This is a genomic window from Tumebacillus lacus (genome assembly GCF_026410385.1).
GTDB lineage: Bacteria > Bacillota > Bacilli > Tumebacillales > Tumebacillaceae > Tumebacillus > Tumebacillus lacus.
On the sequence record NZ_JAPMLT010000002.1, the window covers coordinates 110,849 to 129,825 of the forward strand.

The window sequence follows — 18,977 nt, forward strand, 5'->3', positions numbered from 1 at the left end:
CCCTTCTCTCGCCCATTGTGCTCCTCAATGTATTCACGATCAACTCGATCAATATCTTCTTTTTGACTTTACTGATTCAAAATACTGTCCTCCAAGACCCCGCTATGCTCGAACAGCGGGCTCTATTATAATAAAGAAAACTGTTTTTTCCAAGAGGAGGAAATCAAATGCCCGAAGAGTTCGTACTCGAAGAACTGACCGAGATCTCCCCGCACGATCTGGAGAGCCTCTCCCGCCTGCTGGTCGATGTGGTGGCAGACGGAGCCGCCGTCGGCTTTCTGCCCCCGATCACCCCGGACGAAGCTGCAACATACTGGCAATCTGTGCTCGCCCCCGACGCCATCCTCTGGGTCGCCCGCTGGCAAGGCGAGATCGTCGGCTCAATCCAATTGCACCTCGCCACCAAAGCAAACGGCACCCACCGCGCCGAGATCGCAAAACTCATGGTCCACCCGACCGCAAGGCGCAAAGGAATCGCCCAACACCTGATGGCCGCCGCCGAATCACGCGCCCGAAGCGAAGCCCGCACCCTGCTCATCCTCGACACCCGTGCAGGCGACCCCTCCAACACCCTCTACCGCTCCCTCGGCTACACCGAAGCAGGCCAAATCCCCCACTACGCCCGCTCCGCCGACGGCACCTTGCACACGACGGTGCTGTACTACAAGTCATTCCCTTCCGACTAGAAGAGCAAGAAACAGGACGAAATCCCACCCGGTCGCTTGCTATAGTGAGTGCGAAAGGATGGGATGAAATGAACAACATTCAGAAATTCAACGAATTGCACCACGGAGAGCGCCTCTTATTTTTAGGGAATGCCTGGGACTTACTGTCTGCATTGGCACTTGAAAAAGCGGGATTCCAAGCGATCGGCACGACCAGTTGGGGCATTGCACAGTCGCTCGGCTTTGAGGACGGAGAAAAGATGGATTTTAAGACCCATCTCGAAGTGATCAAGAGAATCGTCGACCACGTTCGCATCCCGGTTTCCGCAGACATTGAAGCCGGCTATGGAGAAGACACGCACACGATCTTGGAGCATGTACTTCGAACCGCAGACCTCGGCGTGGCAGGCATCAACATCGAAGATTCTTTGAAAAGAAGGCCGGGCCTGCGCGCTGCAAAGGAGCATGCTGAGCTGTTGTCAAAAATCAGAACTGCTCTCGACCAGCGCGGGTTTGCCGATTTCTTCCTCAACGCCAGAATCGATACGTATTTCCAACTCGACGATCCTCTGCCGGAGACGCTCACCCGAGCCGCCGTCTATGTGGAACACGGGGCCAGCGGGATCTTCGTGCCCGGACTCAAGGACGAAGACGAGATCCGAACGGTCGCCGTACAGGTGTCGGCCCCGCTGAACCTTCTCTCCTTGCCGGGGCTGACCAACTGCAAAAAGCTCGCGGAACTCGGTGTGAAACGGTTCAGTATCGGCAATGCGCTGTCCGACCAACTGGCCGCATTCGCAGAAAAAAGCGCGGTACGCCTGTTCGAAGCACAGGATACCGCTGCACTCTATCCCAATTGACCAAACACAGGAGGTGCGGCAATGGCTGCTCTTTCTCTCTCTTTTGACGAGATGTGGGAGAAGATCATCGCTTGTGACAGCTCGTACGACAATTTATTTTACACAGCCGTGAAAACTACCAAGATCTATTGCCGCCCCTCCTGTAAAGCCAGAAAACCGTTGCGGGTCAACGTCACCTTCTACCCGACTATCCCCGAAGCGGAAGCAGCCGGTTATCGCGCATGCAAGAGATGCCAACCGGACATCGCTCAAGCGCCGCAGGCGGGTCTCGTTACAAACGTCAAGGCATTTCTGGTGGAACACTACAAAGAAAAACTGGTGCTGCAAGACATCTCCCAACATGTCGGTATCAGCGCGTACTATCTGGATCGGTTGTTCAAACAGCACACGGCGGACACTCCGCGCGCCTATTTGGAAAAGATCCGAGTCGACAAAGCGGCTCATCTGTTGTCGAGCACCCACCTGACCAATCTTGAGATCTGTTATGAAGTCGGATTTCAAAGCACGTCCGCTTTCTATAGAGTGTTTCGCCGTTATAAACAGTGCTCCCCAGCTGAATATCGGCTGGCTAATGCGAATCGTCCTATTCAACCATGATCAGGTGGACATCGAATACAACTGGAATGCATCGCCCCCTGACCCTTATCCTCCCCCAACTCCAAACCTCCTGCTCCACCCACCCGCTCTTGCTCAGCTTCCACCCCCGGAATCAGCAGAAGAGATCTTTCTGAAACTTGATTTCGAGCAACTGGACACCGCCTTTGAACGGAGTTCCCAGTGAATGGGGGTACTTAAGTGAGTGCAAAGTTACAGATTTGGATCACAAATTATTTGTATAATGGAAGGTATCAATAAAATGAAATGGAGAGATTTTCATGAAGAGATTTATCATTGAAGATGATTTCTGGACGTTATTCCCTTCTGCAAAAATAGGCGTCGTGGTTTGCCAAGGGATTGATAATTCAGTGCGGGACGTAGAGAAATACGAGACGTTGCTGCAAGAAGCGCAGAAAGAAGCGCATAAGTTTATTGAACTGGAGGAATTCAGTCAGAACCCGGCAATCTCCGTATGGCGAGACGCGTTTCAGAAGTTTAAGACCAAGAAGGGGGCAAGGTCTTCCATTGAGTCTTTGTTGAAACGAGTGAAGACTGGCAATCAGATCGGAACCATCAATCCGCTGGTAGACATCTACAATTCCATATCGCTGCGTTATGGCTTTCCATGCGGCGGAGAAGACATCGACACGTTCGCAGGCGATCTGCGGCTGACTCAGGCAATTGGGGACGAGTCGTTTGTCCCGTTGGGCAAAGACGAGAACGCCTCGCCCTATGAAGGGGAGATCATCTACAAAGATGATGAAGGTGCCATCTGCAGATGCTGGAACTGGAGAGAAGCGTTGCGTACGATGCTCACCGAAAATACGAAAAACGCGTTTCTCTGCCTGGAAACTGTAGACGAAACAAGAACCGATGAGTTGAACCTGGCCCTGAAAGAATTGTCCGATTTAGTGACCCATCATCTCGGCGGTGTTGCAAAAATCGAAGTGTTGGATCGTAACAACCGGGAGATCACGATCGTCGATTAAGCAAAAAACCTCGCTGCGGCGGGGTTTTATTTTGTCCGCATCAGTTACCTTGTCCATATCTCACACATGAAAAAGGCTCTGCACCGATGCAGAGCCTTCGATTCCTTTCCCGTCACCGTTGCTGCAACGCCACTTTCACGCCCAGCCCGATGTAGATCAGGCCGACGATCTTGCCGCTCCAGCGACCGATCCACGACACGCGCCCGACCAGCCGCCCCAGCGGACGCACTGTGAGTACGATCATCGTCGTATAGATCACGCCGAGCACCGCAAAGATCGCGCCGAGCATCAAGAACTGCATGACCACCGCTCCCCGTGACGGATCGACAAACTGCGGCAAAAACGCGAGGAAGAACAGAGCGGTCTTCGGATTGAGCACCTCGGCGAGAATCGCCGACCCGTACGATTTGAGCGGTGTCACCGGCGCCACCTCCGGCAACTGCGGATCGGACGGCTTTTCCAAGATCGCACGAATGCCCAAATACACCAAGTACGCCACACCGGCAAACTTCACAAAATTGAACGCAAACGCCGACGTCAGCAAGATCGCAGACAGCCCGACCGCCGCAAACAACGTATGAATGAAATCCCCCGTCGCGATCCCAAGCCCGGCCATCAAGCCACCCCTGCGCCCGCCCTGAACCGTGCGGGTAACAGTCAACAGCACCGCTGGACCCGGAATGAGAAACAGCCCAAACACCACCGCCACAAACGTCCCCAAAGTCGCGAGATCGAACATTTGCCAGCCCTCCTCCTGCCTTCATAAAATTCCGTCAACTCCCGGTGTATGAATCAGTTCGACACGATACGACACGGCTCCTTTTAGGGAAAAGAGGAAAAAGGGATGTGTTCAGTCGTTGATTTACGTTGGGTAGGTAAGATTCAGATCTACTCGAAAATGAATCTGATCCGAGGGATCATCCACATAAGAGGACTTTTGTGGTCGGTCTTCACGATGTGCAGGTCTATTGGCACTGTTGCTTTCAGCTTTACCAAGAGCCACCACCAACCACATACGTTTCTCGCGGTCCAACATAAACAGTCCCGTATTACTCGCTCCTTCCTGCTTCCACCCCATGATTCATTCGGATCTTGGAGATGACAAGGTGAAATTTTCATAAAACCCGTCTCTTTCATAGGCTTTTGACAAATAAACAAAAAAATCAACCGTTTCCTCATCGGCCCACGGATCTAGAATGGGAGGGCCTACAGGATAATCGATGCTTATTTCCACTCCATTGTTTGAGGAGAACACAAACTTTCTGAACTCCGAATTTGTCCCAATACCTTGTACCTCAATTTTGAAATCACGTTGTTTCAGTTGATACATTTTATTATTTCTAAAAAAAATCGGCCCTGCATCAGAAGCAAACACTCCATATAGCTTTCCATCAACATTACAGTAAGAGCCTCTCCTAAGTTTATCCGCTACTGTGTTTCGCTCGACTTCCTTATATTCTCCGGTGTCTGGGTGATATTCGCATACTACTGCATGGATATCATGATTTCTAAGATAGATCGGCGTTACAGTCCGTTTTTCTTCAATAGCCATTGTTTAAACCCTCCCAATAATTTATCTACATCTGGATTTGGCCTATATGATGATTGAATAATAGCTTGATAGGCTTCTTCAGTGGATAGACCCCGTTCCATATTTTTTTCTAGTAAAGAATTGAAAGTAGGTCCGAGCGGATCACCATACCTCCCTTTATTAATTTCATAGATATATTCTCTTAAGTCCGGAGGTGTCAGATCTTTGTATTTCAAACCCAAGTCACGACGTGCTTGATGCAGTTCACCAGCAATCTCTTTATTACTTAAGCCTTGCGCTCTTAGTTCCTGCTCTTTAGTGGATAACTCTTTCACTGAGTTCTCGTATTCTTGCCTGAGAGGGTGATTCTTGATCGAGTTGCCAATGCTATCAACCATGACATCGATCTGATTCTGCGTTAACTTTCCACTGTCCCCCTCTCCTGCTCTTTTGAAGAAGGAAAGGAGTTCCTCATTGGACTGAATCACTCGATCAGACACTCGAATGACTGAGCCGTCGGACAAGACCACTTTACCGGCTGGATTGAGGATATTGCCAAACAGCTCAATGTTCGATTTGGCTACTCTTGTTGCTACTTCTGCGCCTTCTTCACCCGCCCCTGCTCCTTTTAATCCGATTACACTCCAGATCATTTCATGAAATGTCTTACTCCATCCGTAGGTGTTGCCATTCTGCCAATCGGATACAAACTCGTCTTTTTTCCGGACTAGACTCTCGATCACCACATCAGGATGGGTGACGGCATATGCGATGCCTTTTAAGGTTTCGATAGGGTGAGACACGGCGCTTATGAGTCCGATGAGCAGTTCCTTCTCCCCGTCCACGCCGCCTGCGATAAATCCTTTTATTTTTTCCAGCATGGACGGGTCTTCATGTTGATGTTCCTCTACATACTGCTTGACTCCTACTTCATCCGCGCGTTTGAATGACCCCATTGTGAGCTTAGGTGCGACCTTCTCCTCATCCAACAGTTCAGGGTGGCGACGATAGTAATCCTGCCAGTGCTTCGGGAGCCCGTCAAGCAGAGGGACGCTCGTATCTGCACCAGGTATGAGCGTTGCGGGTATCATTTTCGCGATCATTTGAAACTCAGCAGATGCTTGCGAGTCTGCGATACCGGCCTCTGAATCAGCCTGATGACGCAGTTGAGCCGCTTGATGACGAATGTGTTGCCGGGTGTGGATGCTGTCGAGCGTATCATCGCTGTATTCAAATGCTTGCTGATCGAGCCGGTCGGCACGCAGGCGGAGTTCCAGCACACGTTCCATTCTCATCGCGAATCGGCTCAACGTGTTCGCAACGCTCGAAAAGGCGTTGCTTGCTTGTTTCACGTCTGCTGCGAGACGTTCACTGCGGAGTTGAAAGGACTGTGCGCCTTCGCCTGACCAGCCCTCTTGTCCTATACGAGCGCTGTTTGTCGCCTCCATGAGCCGGTCGGCATTTCTTTGCATCTCTTGCGCGGCTGCCGCAAAACGATTGGCACCGTATCGCAGTGCATGTGGGTCGGCTGTGATCAAAAGTTGCGGTCCCCTCCCTCTTTTTCTTGGTTGCCTTTTTTTGGTAACAAGAGTAGTATACTAGCTAGTAAAACCAAATGAAAGGGGCTCGTTGAATATGGCATTAGAGATGAGACATGAATGTGAACGTTGCACGACAGCAATTGAGGAGACGATGGACGCTTTCATCTGTGTGCATGAATGCACGTTCTGCTCCCCGTGCACCGAAGAAATGAATCATGTGTGCCCGAACTGCGGCGGGGAACTGGTCAGAAGACCGAAGCGGCCGAAAAACGTCTGCACGTTATCGAACAGCCCGGCCTAAAGGCAACAGATCTTTTCATACAAGTCCAAGCAAAAAACCGCCTCCTTCGAGACGGTTTTTTGCTTGTTCTCCCCGGACCATTACCGTTTTGGCAGGATGCCCACCGCTCTTGCAGCGGCGGCACTTTTTTGGACAAAACTCACGGGGTTGTCGATCGATTCCCAGTGGATATATTTGAAGGAAGTGCTCTGGAACAGCCAATGGTTATGAACGGCCGTTACTTTGATGCCGCGTTTTCGAAGTTCGGAAATGAACGGATTGATTTCCCGTTCCAAGATCACTGTCTCCCCCAAGTTCAAGGTGCGTCCGCGAGAATCTCTCGCTTCGACAGACAGCGCAAAAGGCAGCGTCAAAGGGGAACGACTGCGGCGGCCCAAGATTCTTACATTGAGATCCCGAAGCGTTTGCACGACGCACGCGCCGTTCGTCACGCTGCCAGTCCCCCCGATGATTCGAGCCAGTCGATTGCAAAGAGTTTGATTGATCATTCATGGTTCCTCCTTTCTCTCTTTTGGTACAAGTTATGAGAAAGGAGTTTTTTCTGTTTGTATCCTTGTCCAGCCACTGCGCGGATTAAGACTGTTGGCTGGGAAAAAATAGAGATGCCTGATCAGTTACGATCACACGTTTTATTATACAAACCGTCTATTGTTTTGTATAATTTCCATCATCTGAACAAGCCCTTCAAAGGAGGCAGCGCATTCTATGAAACCGCGAATTACGGTACTTACCTTGGGTGTCGATGATCTGGAAAGATCGTTGCATTTCTATCGCGACGGACTGGGGTTCCACACACAAGGCATCATCGGGCAAGAATTTGAACATGGCGCTGTAGCCTTTTTCGATCTGCAAGCAGGACTGAGACTCGCGATTTGGAAACGGCAAGATATCGCCCACGATGCACAGATCACTCAGACCGCACCGAGTCCCACCGAATTTACCATTGGCCACAATGTAGGAAGTAAAGAGGAAGTCGATCAGGTCATGGAGCAGGCAAAAAAGGCCGGTGCTGTGATCACCGTCCCTGCCCACGACACGTTTTGGGGCGGATACGCCGGCTACTTCCAAGACCCGGACGGCCATCTGTGGGAAGTAGTCTGGAACCCGGACTGGATGTTTGCAGACTAAACGATGCGGGGAGTGCAACCTTCGATGACGATCTATCTCGCACTGCTCAGAGGGATCAATGTGGGCGGTCACAAGAAAATTAAAATGGCAGATTTGAAACAAACGCTCGAATCCATCGGGCTCTCTCGTGTTCAGACGTATATCCAAAGCGGCAACGTCCTGTTCGAATCGGCAGAAGAGCCCGTACGTTTGCAAACGAAAATCGAGGAGGAGATCCACCGGGTCTTCGGCTTTCAAGTCCCCGTGATGTTGAGAACCTCCGCGGAACTGCAACGCGTTCTCGACCATTGTCCGTACTCCCCCGACTCGCTGGCGGAAGGGGACAGCATCCACGTCTCCTTTTTAACAGCAGCACCTACGCAAGCCGAGATCGAGAAACTGCCCGATCTCTCAGACGAAACGGACGAGTACCTGCTCCTGGGGCGGGAGATCTACTATCTGTTCCATCAGAGAATGCCGGACTCCAAACTGCCGATCAAACTGCAAAAATTGGGCGCACCCGCCACGGTCCGCAACTGGAACACGGTGACGAAACTCGCTGCATTGGCGAAAGCGATGGACTCTTCGATCTCCTGATCCAAGCATCAGTACATGTCAGCGGCTCAGATCAATTTGAAACCACATCTCATCGTTTGCGATCACAATCGGACCAAGAGCACCGAGTCAAACGCCGGCTGTTGGGTCGTCTTCCGATCCCGCGACGGTGACTTTTTCACGGCTTATACTCGTCCTTCATTTTGGAGAATCTCGAGTGCTTTTTGATTTCAAACGTGCAGATCTTCGTCGAAGGAAAGTAAGCGTTGCTTGTAATCCCCGCCACTGCTCCGGTGGCGGGGATATTTTATACTCAACAGAGATACATTAGCCACGATGAGCACATCGTCCAAGGAGGTTCCCTATGTCCGCGAACCATCTCCATACAACATCCGACGCAGGATGGAACTTTGACAACAGTTACGCCCGTCTGCCGGAGATCTTTTTCTCCAGCCAAACTCCGTCCCCCGGACGCGCTCCGAAGTTGGTCGTTTTCAATGACCGGCTGGCAGCGACTCTGGGGCTGAACGCAAAAGCTTTAAAAGGGGAAGCAGGCGTCGAGGTATTTGCCGGCAACCGGGTCCCCGAAGGCGCTTCGCCGCTGGCTCAGGCGTATGCGGGGCATCAGTTCGGGCATTTTACGAGGCTCGGCGACGGCCGGGCTGTGTTGCTGGGCGAGCAGATCACGCCTTCTGGCGAGCGGTTTGATATCCAACTCAAGGGTCCGGGCCGAACGCCGTACTCCCGCGGTGGTGACGGCCGGGCAGCACTGGGGCCGATGCTGCGCGAATACATCATCAGCGAGGCGATGCATGCGCTCGGCATCCCGACCACCCGCTCTCTGGCCGTCGCGACAACCGGTGAGCTCGTATTTCGGGAAACAGGCGGCCTGCCGGGTGCCGTGCTGACCCGTGTGGCGGCGAGTCATCTGCGCGTCGGCACCTTCCAGTACGCAGCTGCATGGGGCACTGTGGAGGATCTGCGGGCTCTGGCTGATTATGCTATCGAGCGCCATGACCCGGAAGTGAAAGACGCTGACAACCGCTACCTTGCGCTGCTGCAAGAAGTGATCAAGCGTCAAGCCGCGCTGATCGCCAAATGGCAACTGGTCGGCTTTATCCACGGCGTGATGAACACCGACAACATGACGATCAGCGGCGAGACCATTGATTACGGCCCGTGCGCTTTTATGGACACCTATGACCCGAAAACGGTCTTCTCCTCCATCGACAGACAAGGCCGCTATGCGTATGGCAACCAGCCGTATATCGGCGGTTGGAATCTGGCGCGTTTTGCAGAGACTCTGTTGCCGCTGTTGCATGACGAGGAAGAGAAGGCGGTTGAAATCGCGCAGGAGGCGATTGCAGAATACAGCAAGGAGCACCACCGTCACTGGCTGACCGGCATGCGAGCCAAACTGGGGCTTTTCAACGAAGAGGAACAGGATACCGCTCTAATCGAAGGTCTCCTCAACATGATGCAGCAGCACAAAGCGGACTTTACCAATACGTTCCGGGCTCTGACTCTGGATAAACTGGAAGAGACGGTCCTCTTCGGCGCACCGGAATTTGCCGACTGGATCGTGCAGTGGCAAGAGAGACGCGGCAGACAACCGGAATCGAAAGACGCCTCGTATGAACGGATGCGGAAGACCAACCCCGCCGTCATCCCCCGCAACCATCGGGTGGAAGCAGCTCTGGAAAGCGCAAACGAGGGAGACTACAGCGTGATGGAGAACCTGCTTGCCGCCCTGGCAGACCCCTACGCGCACTCCCCCGAACAAGAGGAGTACACGACGTTGCCCGGGCCTGCCGCCCTTCCCTACCGGACTTTTTGCGGGACTTAAACCAAAGACTGCAAAGACAACAAAGACCCCCGATTCTCAGAATCGGGGGTCTTTGTCTGCTTCTTTTACGCTCTCTCTTCTTCCTGCTTCTCCACAAATCGGATCAAATTCTCCAACCGGTCCACCGGCAGCGGCGGCGAGAACAGGTACCCCTGCATCTCCTGACAGCCCTGCTCCAGCAGATAGCCCAGTTGCTCCTCGGTCTCGACGCCCTCGGCGATGACTTTGAGGTTCAGCGCATGAGCCAAGGCGATGATCGAGTTGGCGATCGCGGCATCGTCCGGGTCGACGGTGATGTCACGGACGAACGATTGGTCGATCTTCAGCATGTGGATCGGGAAGTGCTTCAAATAGCTCAGCGACGAGTAGCCGGTGCCAAAGTCGTCGAGTGAGATCATCACGCCGAGGTTTTTCAGTCCGTGCAGGATCTGGATCGCCCGGTCGACGTTGTGCATCGTCATGCTCTCGGTGATCTCAAGGTCCAGCAGATGCGGCTTGAGCCCGGTGTCGCGCAACGCCCGTTCGACGACGTCGACGAGGTCATCGCGCATGAACTGGCGGGCGGAGAGGTTGACGGCGACGCGCATCTCCGGGTATCCGTCCTCCGCCCACGCTTTGACCTGCGCGCAGGCAGTGCGCAGTACCCATTCGCCAATCGGGATGATCAGGCCGGTCTCTTCGGCGAGCGGGATGAACTGCGCGGGCGAGATCATGCCGCGCGTCGGGTGGTTCCAGCGCAGCAGCGCCTCGACGCCGATCAACTCGCCTGTCGGGACACGGATCTGCGGCTGGTAGTAGACGACAAACTCGCCCTTGTCCAGCGCCTTGCGCAGATCGCTCATCAAGGACAGGCTCTGCACGGTGGGCGCGGCCATCTGCGGGTTGTAGAGCTGGTAATTGTTGCGACCGAGCTCTTTGGCCCGGTACATGGCGGTGTCGGCGTTTTTGATCAGATCGATGACGTGATGCCCGTCGTTTGGACCGATCGAGATGCCGACCGATGCGGTGACAAACAGTTCGATCTCGTCGAGCATGAACGGCTGCGCAAAGGCGGCCAGCACCTGTTCCGCGAGGACGACCGCATCGGCCGGATCGTCGAGATCGCTCAAGATGAGCGTAAATTCATCCCCGCCGACGCGGGCGACGGTGTCGCCTTCCCTCGCGCACTCCCGCAGTCGCTCGGTGACGGACTGCAGTAAAAGGTCACCCATCGTGTGCCCGAGCGTATCGTTGACGTACTTAAATCGGTCGATGTCGAGCGAGAAGACGGCGAGTGTACGATTGTTCTGCCGCGCACGGCTCAGTTCACGGCCCAACTGGTCCTCGAACAGGATGCGGTTCGGCAGATTGGTCGTGGTATCGTAGAACGCCATGTGGCGCAGACGCTTTTCGACCGTCCGGTGCACCGTGATGTCTTTGGCGATGGCGTAGACGCCTTGCACTTCACCGTTGACGAGGATCGGGACGTTGGTGACGGCCAGTTCCACCGAATGACCGTCCCGGTGGCGAGCGGTCAACTCGTAGTTTTGCGGCTCCCCTTGCAACGCTTTGAAAAAATTCTCTTGGGCCCGAAAACGCTCGTCCGGCGGTATCAGATCATTGACGGGCAACCCGTGCGTCTCCTCCGGCCCGTAGCCGGTCACTTTGACGCTGGCCGCGTTGGTGTGGATGATCGCCCCCTCCAGATTCAGGGTGTAGACGGCATCCGGATTGTGTTCAAACAGCGACTTGTAATATTGTTCTTTTTCCTCTAACTTCTTCGCGAACTGCATCCGCTCATCGAGAATGGAGATGACAAATCGCACCGCGAGGAAGGTCAATACACTTTCAATCAGCCAGTACAGATCGGTGTCCGGCCCAAAGATCGAAAACGGACTCGACAGGCTCGCCAGACTGGCAAGATAGATCTGAAAGACCGCGACGCTCCCCAGCACCGCCGACAAAAACAGCAGGCGGTAGTCGCGCAAACGCCTCAACATGGCGAAGGTATACCCTAATCCCAACAGCCGAATCATGATCGATGTGAGAAAGAATAGACTCATAATAGCTCCTCATTCCTGAAAACTCAGGTCCCTAATTTGCTCTTCAACTTCGACATGATTCGTCATATTTCCTGTTTTTCTTCTGACAAATTTGCAAATTCATGTTGAAACACTGGGGATATTGGTGAAATCTTTCAATAGGAACGAGGACCTATCCATCAATTTTATGGAAAATACCAGTCAGGGAGTTGCTCTCCCTCTTTTTTAATGCTTACATGGTAGAGTAGAGAGGGAGTGTGCGTTTGCTTTTCATTGGACGGATGTTTTATGAAGTCTTTATCATTCTGACCGTTCTGACGTATGCCATCATCATCTTTGCCGATCCGGCCGATCACCCGTTTTTGACTCCCCAATTGATCTGGAGAATCGACATCACGCTGATCTCCGTATTTGCGGTCGAGTACATCTGGGGCTTGCAACGAGCGGCGCGAAAATGGGAGTATGTAAAGAAAAATTGGTTCGACCTGCTGGCGATGATTCCGCTGGAGTCTTTTTTCCCGCTCGCCCGATTCATCCGGGTGGTGCGGTTGATCCGCATTTTTAAAGAGTCGCCGCTGCTGTGGAGTCTGATCACGTCGCGGGAGCTCGGTGTGATCTTCCTGTTTGTCTTCGTCGTCTTAATGTGGGCCTCTTCCGGGGTTTATATGTTGGAGTACGGCGTGAACGATTCGATTCAAACGTTCGGAGACGCGGTGTGGCTGGCCATCGTCACGACGACGACGGTCGGCTACGGGGATATTTCACCGAAAACAGAGGGCGGGCGGATGATCGTGGCGTTCCTGATGGTGACCGGCATCGGCATGATCTCGACGCTGACGGCCAATCTCGCCAACCACTCGATCACGTTTTTTGACTCGATCAAAATGAAATACAAACTGCAAGCGTTGGAAGACGGGTCGCTGGAGGAAGAGGAAGCGGCCGAGGACCGCCTGCATCTGCGGATCAAGGAAGATGTGATCCACCAGATCCAGCACATCGAATCGCTCAGCGACGCGGAGTATCGGACGCTGCTGCGGATGATGGCGTTGCTGCGGGATACATCCAAAGACTAGCATACAAAAGAGCGACTCCCCGGATGCGGGTGAGTCGCTCTTTCTTGTTATTTATTGACCAGCAACACGACGATTGACGCCAGTGAGAAGCAGATGCCGAGCAGATACATGAAGGACACGGTCTGCACCTGATTCATGCCGCTCTGCATCAGCGTGTGGTGCGTGTGCGATTTGTCGGCGTGGTGGATCGGGCGTTTTTCTTTGATCCGGCGGATGATGACAAACACCGTGTCAAAGATCGGCACCCCAAGTGCAAGCACTGGCACGATCACGGAGACGAACGTCGCCGATTTGAACGCGCCGTCGACCGCGATGGCCGCCAGCGTGAAGCCGAGGAACGTCGCGCCCGCGTCGCCCATGAAGATGCGCGCCGGGTGGAAGTTGTGCTTGAGAAACGCCAGGCAGACGCCGATCAGCGCCACTGCGTACAGCGCGACCGAGCCGTTGTCGGCCATCAAGGCGATGAACAGAAGCGTCGTGCCGGAGATCGAGGCGATCCCTGCTGCCAGACCGTCCACCCCGTCGAGGAAGTTGAGCATGTTGGTGATCGCGACCACCCAGAGGATCGTCACCGCGTAGGAGACCCAGCCGATGCCGTGATCGCTGAAGTTATAATACGGCGCGTCGATCCACGGAATGGTGATCGAGTTGACCCGGACGTCGAACGCCACCAGCACGACAGCCGCCGCGATGTGGGTGAGCAGTTTCGGCCAGGCCGGGAAGTCTTTGCCCCGCGTCTTGTAGTAGTCGTCGAGGACCCCGATGGCAAAGAGCAAAAAGCCGCCGATCAAGATCCCGTAGAACGTGCCGTCGATTTTTCCAAAGAAGAATTCCATCACAAAGACGGTGATGACAAATGCGAAGTACAGCGCGACCCCGCCGAGCAGCGGAATCGGTTCCTTGTGCAGTTTGCGCGGATTGGGCAAGTCCACGAATCCGTATTTCATCGCCACTTTCCTCACGTACGGAACCATAAAGTACACGAGCGCAAATGAGACGATCAACGTCGCCGTCAGCACTGAGATCAGGGATTGCATGTTCTGTGTTTCGCCTCCCTCTGCGCCACTTTGAGTTACAAGATTTGAGTTACCAGTAGTGTGCGCAAATTCCCTTATAAAAACCGTACCCATTATACCAGAGTCCCGAAGAAAAACAAAAGAGACGATTCTTGAAAAAACAGCGACGATTTGTGTTCTATCAACTCTTGGCCCTTCATAGAATCTAGCAATCGAACCAAAAATGACAGTTTAGGAGGAGTTACTCATGATCAGCGGTATTCTGTTGTTCCACTTGGTTGCTATTCCATTGGTATTCATGCTCGGCCGGATGTCGAACAAGATCGCGTTTGTTCGCGTAAAAGCGCAAGACCGCTCCACGGTGAGCGAGTTCCTGCGCGGCCGCGATTGATCGCGAAAAGGAACGCCATTCGGTGGACGGGCTGATTCGTAAACAGGAGAAGAGACGCGGCCTCCGAGGCGACGCGTCTCTTTCCATTGTGCCGGAAGTGCCAGATTACGAGAGGCCTTTCAGCTTGAGATAATCGTTCAAGATCTGTTCGACGGCGGTCAGGCGGTCGATCTTCGCCATGGTGGCGCGGGCGTTGTGGGCCGAGGTGATGTAGTTGCTCTCCCCGGTCACGATGTAGCCGGCCAGTTGGCGGGACGGATCGTAGCCTTGTTCTTTCAATGCCGGGATGACTTTTTCGATGATCTCGAGCAGGAGATCGGATTCTTGGTCAGGACGGAAAATCATGGTCTTGTCGAGGTTCGACATGTACTATTCCTCCTTTAAGTTCCGGGATCTGTGGCGCGTCTGTTGCTCTGGATGTCAAACGGTGATGCGTTCCACCTCGGCGCCGAGGGCGATAAACTTATCGACCGGACGCTCGTAGCCGCGGTCGAGGTATTGCAGACCTTCGATGGTCGTCGTGCCCTTGGCTGCGAGACCTGCGAGGATCAACGCGCCGGATGCGCGCAGGTCGCTGGCGACGACGCGGGCGCCGTGCAGGTTTTCCACACCGCTGACGATCGCGGTGTCGCCGCTGATCTTGATGTCGGCGCCCATGCGAGTCAGCTCTTGGGTAAAGCCAAAGCGAGCGTCAAAGACGGTCTCTTTGACATAGGAGATGCCGGTCGCCGTCGTCAGCAAGGTGAGCATCGGCGGCTGCAGGTCGGTGGCAAATCCCGGATACGCAAACGTGATCACGTTCGTCGAACGCAGGTCGCGGTCGCGGGCGTCGACGGTGACGCTGTCGCCGTCCAGCGTGATCTCGCAGCCCATGTCGAACAAGAGAGCCGGGAGACCGGCCAGCGTTTGCGGCGGGATGTTGGAGACGGTGACTTTGCCGCGCGTCATCGCGCCGGCGCACAGGTAGGTGCCCGACTCGATCCGGTCGGTCATCACCGAGTAGCGGACGCCTTTGAGCTCCGGCGTGCCTTCGATGGTGATGATGTCGGTGCCGACGCCGCGAATGCGCGCACCCGCTTTGTTCAGGAACATCACGAGGTCGACGATCTCCGGTTCGCGGGAGGCGTTGTAGATGACCGTCGTGCCTTTGGAGAGCGCGCCGGCCATGATCGCGGCGTTGGTTCCGCCGACGGTCGCGCCAAATCTCGTGCCGAGGTACATTGCAGCGCCTTGCAGACCGCCCGGCGGGACTTCCGCATAGACGGAGCCTTCGAGCATTTGGATCTTGGCACCCAGCGCCTGCATCGCTTTGAGATGCTGGTCGACCGGACGGGCGCCGATCACGCAACCGCCCGGCAGCGGGATCTGCGATTTGCCCGCTTTGGCCAGCAACGGACCGAGGACGGAGAAGGAAGCGCGCATTTTGCGCACGAGATCTTCCGATACCGACCAGTTGGTGACGCCGTTGTTGACGATCTTCACGGAGTTGGTATCGATCCATTCGCAGGCGAGGCCTGTTTCATTGAGGATCTGCATCAACGTGTTGACGTCAGAAAGTCTCGGGACATTATCTAAAATGGTTTCGCCGTCACAGAGCAGGACGGCGCACATGATCGCCAGGACGGAGTTTTTGCTTCCCGACGCTTGAATCTCGCCATTGAGCGGTTTCCCGCCGATCACACGAAGTAATTCCATCGTTGCACACCTCATTTAACTTGTACTGGCTCGACAGACACATTTTACCACATCTTACCGTGAGGATCATCTTAGAGTGTTCGAGGGGTCGGTCTATGGAGCGAGGGTCAGGCGGTCAAACATCGCTTTCATCTGTTCGTGGCTGAGTTGGCCGTCGTAACGGTCGATCACCCGGCCGTCGGGGCCGATGGTCACGGAGACGGGCAGCGACAGAGCCCGGTAGTCGCGCTTGACGGTGCCTTCGACGTCCATCAGGTGCGGGAAGGTGAGCGCGAGCCTGCCGACCAGCTCTTGCGCCTTCTCCACGGTGTCCTCCGATGTGGCGTTGACGCCGTAGACGACGACCTTGCCTTCATAGTCGCGGGACATCTGCTGGAGATCGGGCATCTCCTTTTTGCAAGGCGGGCACCACGACGCCCAGAAATTTAAAAAGATACGCTGCCCGCGCAACTCCGACAGCGTCACCGTCTGCCCGCTCATCGTCGTCAGGGTAAAATCGGGCGCGATCTTGCCCGGATACCCGCCGACGTTCGGATCGGTCGGGGCTGCCGGGGGCTCCTCGCTGCCGCAACCGGCGACGACGACAGCCAGTGTGAGGGCGAAAAAGAGCCCGAGCCATTTTCGGATCATAACGGGTGTTCCTCCTGCATGTTGTTCTTCGTTCAGTATAACGAATGCGGACCGCACTTGCACAGAGCGGTTGTCTGACAATCTCGTGAGCAAAAAAACAACCGGGACGCACAGTCCCGGCCGCGTTTATTTGGTCATTTCGATAAATTGCTCTTCGGTCAGCACGGTGACGCCGAGGCTTTGGGCTTTTTCCAATTTGGAGCCCGCCTCTTCGCCCGCGATGACGAAGTCGGTCTTTTTGGAGACGCTCCCCGTCACTTTCGCTCCGAACGACTCCAGTTTGGCTTTGGCGTCGTTGCGGCCCATCGTCTGCAAGGTGCCGGTCAGGACGACCGTCTTGCCGTAGAACGGGCTCTCCTCCGCCGCTTCGGCCACCTGCGGCGCTTCGAACGTCGGATCGACTCCGGCGTCGCGCATCCGCCGGATGCTCTGCTGCACCCGCTCCGTCGCAAAGAACGTCACGATGCTCTCCGCCACGATCTCGCCAAATCCGGGGATCGCCACCAGTTCTTCGAACGTCGCGTTCATCACCGCATCCAGCGAGCCAAACGTTTCGGCCAGGTCGCGTGTCATCCGTGCGCCGGTGTTCGGGATGCCGAGGGCGTGCAGGAATGCGGCCAGATCGCGCGTCTTGCTCTTTTCCAGAGCGGCGATGAGGTTTTGCGCCTTCTTCTCGCCAAAGCGCGGCAGGGACAGCAGTTGCTCCATCGTCAGCCGGTCGTAGAGATCGGCCGGGTCGCTCACCTGCAACTCTTTGAACAACTGCTGAGCCGTCTTGATCGAAAACGTCTCGATGTCCATCCCCCCGCGCGACGCAAAGTGCGAGATGCGCTCCACGACCTGCGTCTCGCAGCCAGTCACGTTCTGGCAGAACAGATGCGCGCCTTTTTCCGTCAGTTCCGTCCCGCAGCTCGGGCAGTGGGTCGGCTTTTCAATCGGTTGCGTGGTGAGGCTGTCGTCATCCAGTTTGTACAGCACTTCCGGGATGACGTCGTTCGAGCGGCGGATCGCCACCCGGCAGCCGACCTCCACGCCTTTGCGCTGGATGTCGCCCCAGTTGTTCAGAGTCGCCCGTTGCACCGTCACGCCGCCGATGTCGACCGCCTCCAACAGAGCGGTCGGCGTGATCTTCCCGGTGCGCCCGACGTCCCACACGACGTCTTCGAGGATCGTCGAATACTCTTCCGCCTCAAATTTGAACGCCACCGCCCAGCGCGGGAACTTGTCGGTGTACCCAAGCACCTCGCGGGTGCGGATGTCGTTGAGTTTGATGACCATCCCGTCGATCAGATAATCGAGCGATCCGTGCTCTTCGTTGTCAAACCGCTCGATCTCCGCCACGAGATCGTCCATGCCGGTAAACGTTTTGCTGTATGCGCTCGCCTTGATCTGATGGGCCCGCAAAAACGCCGTGATCTGCTCGTGCGTGGTAAATTCCACGCCCTCGTAATAGCCGACCGAGTAGAAATACGCATCCAGATGGCGCTTGGCCGTCACTTCGACGTTTTTTTGGCGGATCGCCCCGGATGCAGCATTGCGGGCGTTTTTCAACAATTCAGCTCCGGTTTCGATGGCTTGTTTGTTGTATGTCTCCAGCACCGACAACGGCATGATGACCTCGCCTTGCACCTCGATCAAGCCTTTGAAGCCGATCGACAGGGGCACCGAGCGGATCGTCTTCACCTGCGCCAGTACCGACTCGCCGACCACACCGCGACCGCGGGTGGCCGCTTGGACCAGCACGCCGTCCCGGTAGGTGAGATTGATCGTCAGTCCGTCAAACTTTTGCTCCAGCACAAACGTCGGCTCGGGCAACGGGTCTTCCGGGTTTTTTTTGTTAAATTCGTCGATCAATTTCCGTACGCGCTTTTCCCACTCGCGCAGTTCATCCGCATTCTGCGCTTTGTCTAGGCTCCACAGCCGCGCCAAATGTTTGTGCTCGGCGAACGAGTCGATGATCACGCCGCCGACCCGGTGCGTCGGCGAATCGGGCAGCGTGACCCCGGTCTCCGTCTCCAGCCGCACCAGTTCGTCGTACAGCCGGTCGTACTCCGCGTCGGTCACTTTCGGCTGATCCAATGTGTAGTAGGCATGGCCGTATTCATTCAGCAAATCGACCAATTCCCGCATCCGCTCTTGTTGTGTTTCCGCCACGCTCG

The 18,977-nt window shown here is 55.0% G+C and carries 20 protein-coding genes; 10 read left to right on the top strand and 10 right to left on the bottom strand.

Annotated features, from left to right (window positions below; translation table 11 throughout):
* The first annotated feature begins 167 nt into the window (after positions 1 to 167).
* From OS242_RS04935 to OS242_RS04950, 4 genes are all read left to right on the top strand, one after another.
* On the top strand, positions 168 to 686 hold the full coding sequence (locus OS242_RS04935) for a GNAT family N-acetyltransferase (RefSeq protein WP_267150544.1): 519 nt from the start codon (positions 168 to 170) through the stop codon (positions 684 to 686).
* 68 nt (positions 687 to 754) lie between these two features.
* On the top strand, positions 755 to 1,525 hold the full coding sequence (locus tag OS242_RS04940; RefSeq protein WP_267150545.1) for an isocitrate lyase/PEP mutase family protein: 771 nt from the start codon (positions 755 to 757) through the stop codon (positions 1,523 to 1,525).
* 21 nt (positions 1,526 to 1,546) lie between these two features.
* Entirely contained in the window at positions 1,547 to 2,122 is a 576-nt protein-coding gene (locus OS242_RS04945; protein WP_267150546.1) for a bifunctional transcriptional activator/DNA repair enzyme AdaA, read from the top strand.
* A gap of 278 nt (positions 2,123 to 2,400) precedes the next feature.
* Complete coding sequence (locus OS242_RS04950) at positions 2,401 to 3,111, top strand: B3/B4 domain-containing protein (protein ID WP_267150547.1); 711 nt, start codon at positions 2,401 to 2,403, stop codon at positions 3,109 to 3,111.
* A gap of 112 nt (positions 3,112 to 3,223) precedes the next feature.
* Here OS242_RS04950 and OS242_RS04955 read toward each other — a convergent pair whose 3' ends face one another.
* The 3 genes from OS242_RS04955 to OS242_RS04965 all read right to left on the bottom strand — a co-directional run bounded on the left by OS242_RS04955 (position 3,224) and on the right by OS242_RS04965 (position 6,180).
* Positions 3,224 to 3,850 (bottom strand): LysE family translocator, encoded by a 627-nt coding sequence (locus OS242_RS04955; RefSeq protein WP_267150548.1) that lies wholly within the window; start codon positions 3,848 to 3,850, stop codon positions 3,224 to 3,226.
* Positions 3,851 to 4,192: 342 nt separating this feature from the next.
* On the bottom strand, positions 4,193 to 4,663 hold the full coding sequence (locus OS242_RS04960; protein ID WP_267150549.1) for a hypothetical protein: 471 nt from the start codon (positions 4,661 to 4,663) through the stop codon (positions 4,193 to 4,195).
* On the bottom strand, positions 4,636 to 6,180 hold the full coding sequence (locus OS242_RS04965) for a WXG100 family type VII secretion target (protein ID WP_267150550.1): 1,545 nt from the start codon (positions 6,178 to 6,180) through the stop codon (positions 4,636 to 4,638). Before OS242_RS04965 ends, OS242_RS04960 begins: the two co-directional genes overlap by 28 nt.
* Positions 6,181 to 6,277: 97 nt before the next feature.
* On the opposite strand from OS242_RS04965, the gene OS242_RS04970 reads away from it, so the two are divergent.
* Positions 6,278 to 6,484, top strand: a complete 207-nt coding sequence (locus tag OS242_RS04970; RefSeq protein ID WP_267150551.1) for a DUF1272 domain-containing protein — start codon at positions 6,278 to 6,280, stop codon at positions 6,482 to 6,484.
* 80 nt (positions 6,485 to 6,564) lie between these two features.
* Here OS242_RS04970 and OS242_RS04975 read toward each other — a convergent pair whose 3' ends face one another.
* Complete coding sequence (locus tag OS242_RS04975; RefSeq protein WP_267150552.1) at positions 6,565 to 6,972, bottom strand: DUF1259 domain-containing protein; 408 nt, start codon at positions 6,970 to 6,972, stop codon at positions 6,565 to 6,567.
* 217 nt (positions 6,973 to 7,189) lie between these two features.
* Between OS242_RS04975 and OS242_RS04980 the strand changes: the two genes are divergently transcribed.
* The 3 genes from OS242_RS04980 to OS242_RS04990 all read left to right on the top strand — a co-directional run bounded on the left by OS242_RS04980 (position 7,190) and on the right by OS242_RS04990 (position 9,992).
* Complete coding sequence (locus OS242_RS04980; RefSeq protein ID WP_267150553.1) at positions 7,190 to 7,612, top strand: VOC family protein; 423 nt, start codon at positions 7,190 to 7,192, stop codon at positions 7,610 to 7,612.
* Positions 7,613 to 7,636: 24 nt separating this feature from the next.
* Positions 7,637 to 8,188: a DUF1697 domain-containing protein gene (locus OS242_RS04985; RefSeq protein ID WP_267150554.1), complete on the top strand. Its 552-nt coding sequence runs from the start codon at positions 7,637 to 7,639 to the stop codon at positions 8,186 to 8,188.
* A 322-nt stretch (positions 8,189 to 8,510) separates the two neighbouring features.
* The gene (locus tag OS242_RS04990) at positions 8,511 to 9,992 is read left to right on the top strand and encodes a protein adenylyltransferase SelO (RefSeq protein WP_267150555.1); all 1,482 of its coding nucleotides are present in this window, start codon (positions 8,511 to 8,513) and stop codon (positions 9,990 to 9,992) included.
* A gap of 65 nt (positions 9,993 to 10,057) precedes the next feature.
* Here OS242_RS04990 and OS242_RS04995 read toward each other — a convergent pair whose 3' ends face one another.
* Positions 10,058 to 11,971: a putative bifunctional diguanylate cyclase/phosphodiesterase gene (locus tag OS242_RS04995; protein ID WP_267150556.1), complete on the bottom strand. Its 1,914-nt coding sequence runs from the start codon at positions 11,969 to 11,971 to the stop codon at positions 10,058 to 10,060.
* Between the two features lie 305 nt (positions 11,972 to 12,276).
* Here OS242_RS04995 and OS242_RS05000 point away from each other — a divergent pair, with 305 nt between their 5' ends.
* Positions 12,277 to 13,086: an ion transporter gene (locus tag OS242_RS05000; protein ID WP_267150557.1), complete on the top strand. Its 810-nt coding sequence runs from the start codon at positions 12,277 to 12,279 to the stop codon at positions 13,084 to 13,086.
* 47 nt (positions 13,087 to 13,133) lie between these two features.
* On the opposite strand, the gene OS242_RS05005 is transcribed toward OS242_RS05000, so the two are convergent.
* A complete protein-coding gene (locus tag OS242_RS05005; protein ID WP_267150558.1) occupies positions 13,134 to 14,123 on the bottom strand; it encodes an MraY family glycosyltransferase in 990 nt (329 codons plus the stop codon).
* A 226-nt stretch (positions 14,124 to 14,349) separates the two neighbouring features.
* On the opposite strand from OS242_RS05005, the gene OS242_RS05010 reads away from it, so the two are divergent.
* A complete protein-coding gene (locus OS242_RS05010) occupies positions 14,350 to 14,493 on the top strand; it encodes a hypothetical protein (RefSeq protein WP_267150559.1) in 144 nt (47 codons plus the stop codon).
* 105 nt (positions 14,494 to 14,598) lie between these two features.
* On the opposite strand, the gene OS242_RS05015 is transcribed toward OS242_RS05010, so the two are convergent.
* The 4 genes from OS242_RS05015 to ligA all read right to left on the bottom strand — a co-directional run bounded on the left by OS242_RS05015 (position 14,599) and on the right by ligA (position 18,948).
* On the bottom strand, positions 14,599 to 14,859 hold the full coding sequence (locus tag OS242_RS05015) for an IreB family regulatory phosphoprotein (RefSeq protein WP_267150560.1): 261 nt from the start codon (positions 14,857 to 14,859) through the stop codon (positions 14,599 to 14,601).
* A 54-nt stretch (positions 14,860 to 14,913) separates the two neighbouring features.
* Positions 14,914 to 16,188 carry a UDP-N-acetylglucosamine 1-carboxyvinyltransferase gene (murA, locus tag OS242_RS05020; protein WP_267150561.1) on the bottom strand — a complete coding sequence of 425 codons (1,275 nt, stop codon included), beginning with the start codon at positions 16,186 to 16,188 and terminating at the stop codon, positions 14,914 to 14,916.
* Positions 16,189 to 16,281: 93 nt separating this feature from the next.
* A complete protein-coding gene (locus OS242_RS05025) occupies positions 16,282 to 16,818 on the bottom strand; it encodes a TlpA disulfide reductase family protein (protein WP_267150562.1) in 537 nt (178 codons plus the stop codon).
* 126 nt (positions 16,819 to 16,944) lie between these two features.
* On the bottom strand, positions 16,945 to 18,948 hold the full coding sequence (gene ligA, locus OS242_RS05030) for an NAD-dependent DNA ligase LigA (RefSeq protein ID WP_407702093.1): 2,004 nt from the start codon (positions 18,946 to 18,948) through the stop codon (positions 16,945 to 16,947).
* Positions 18,949 to 18,977 lie beyond the last annotated feature (29 nt).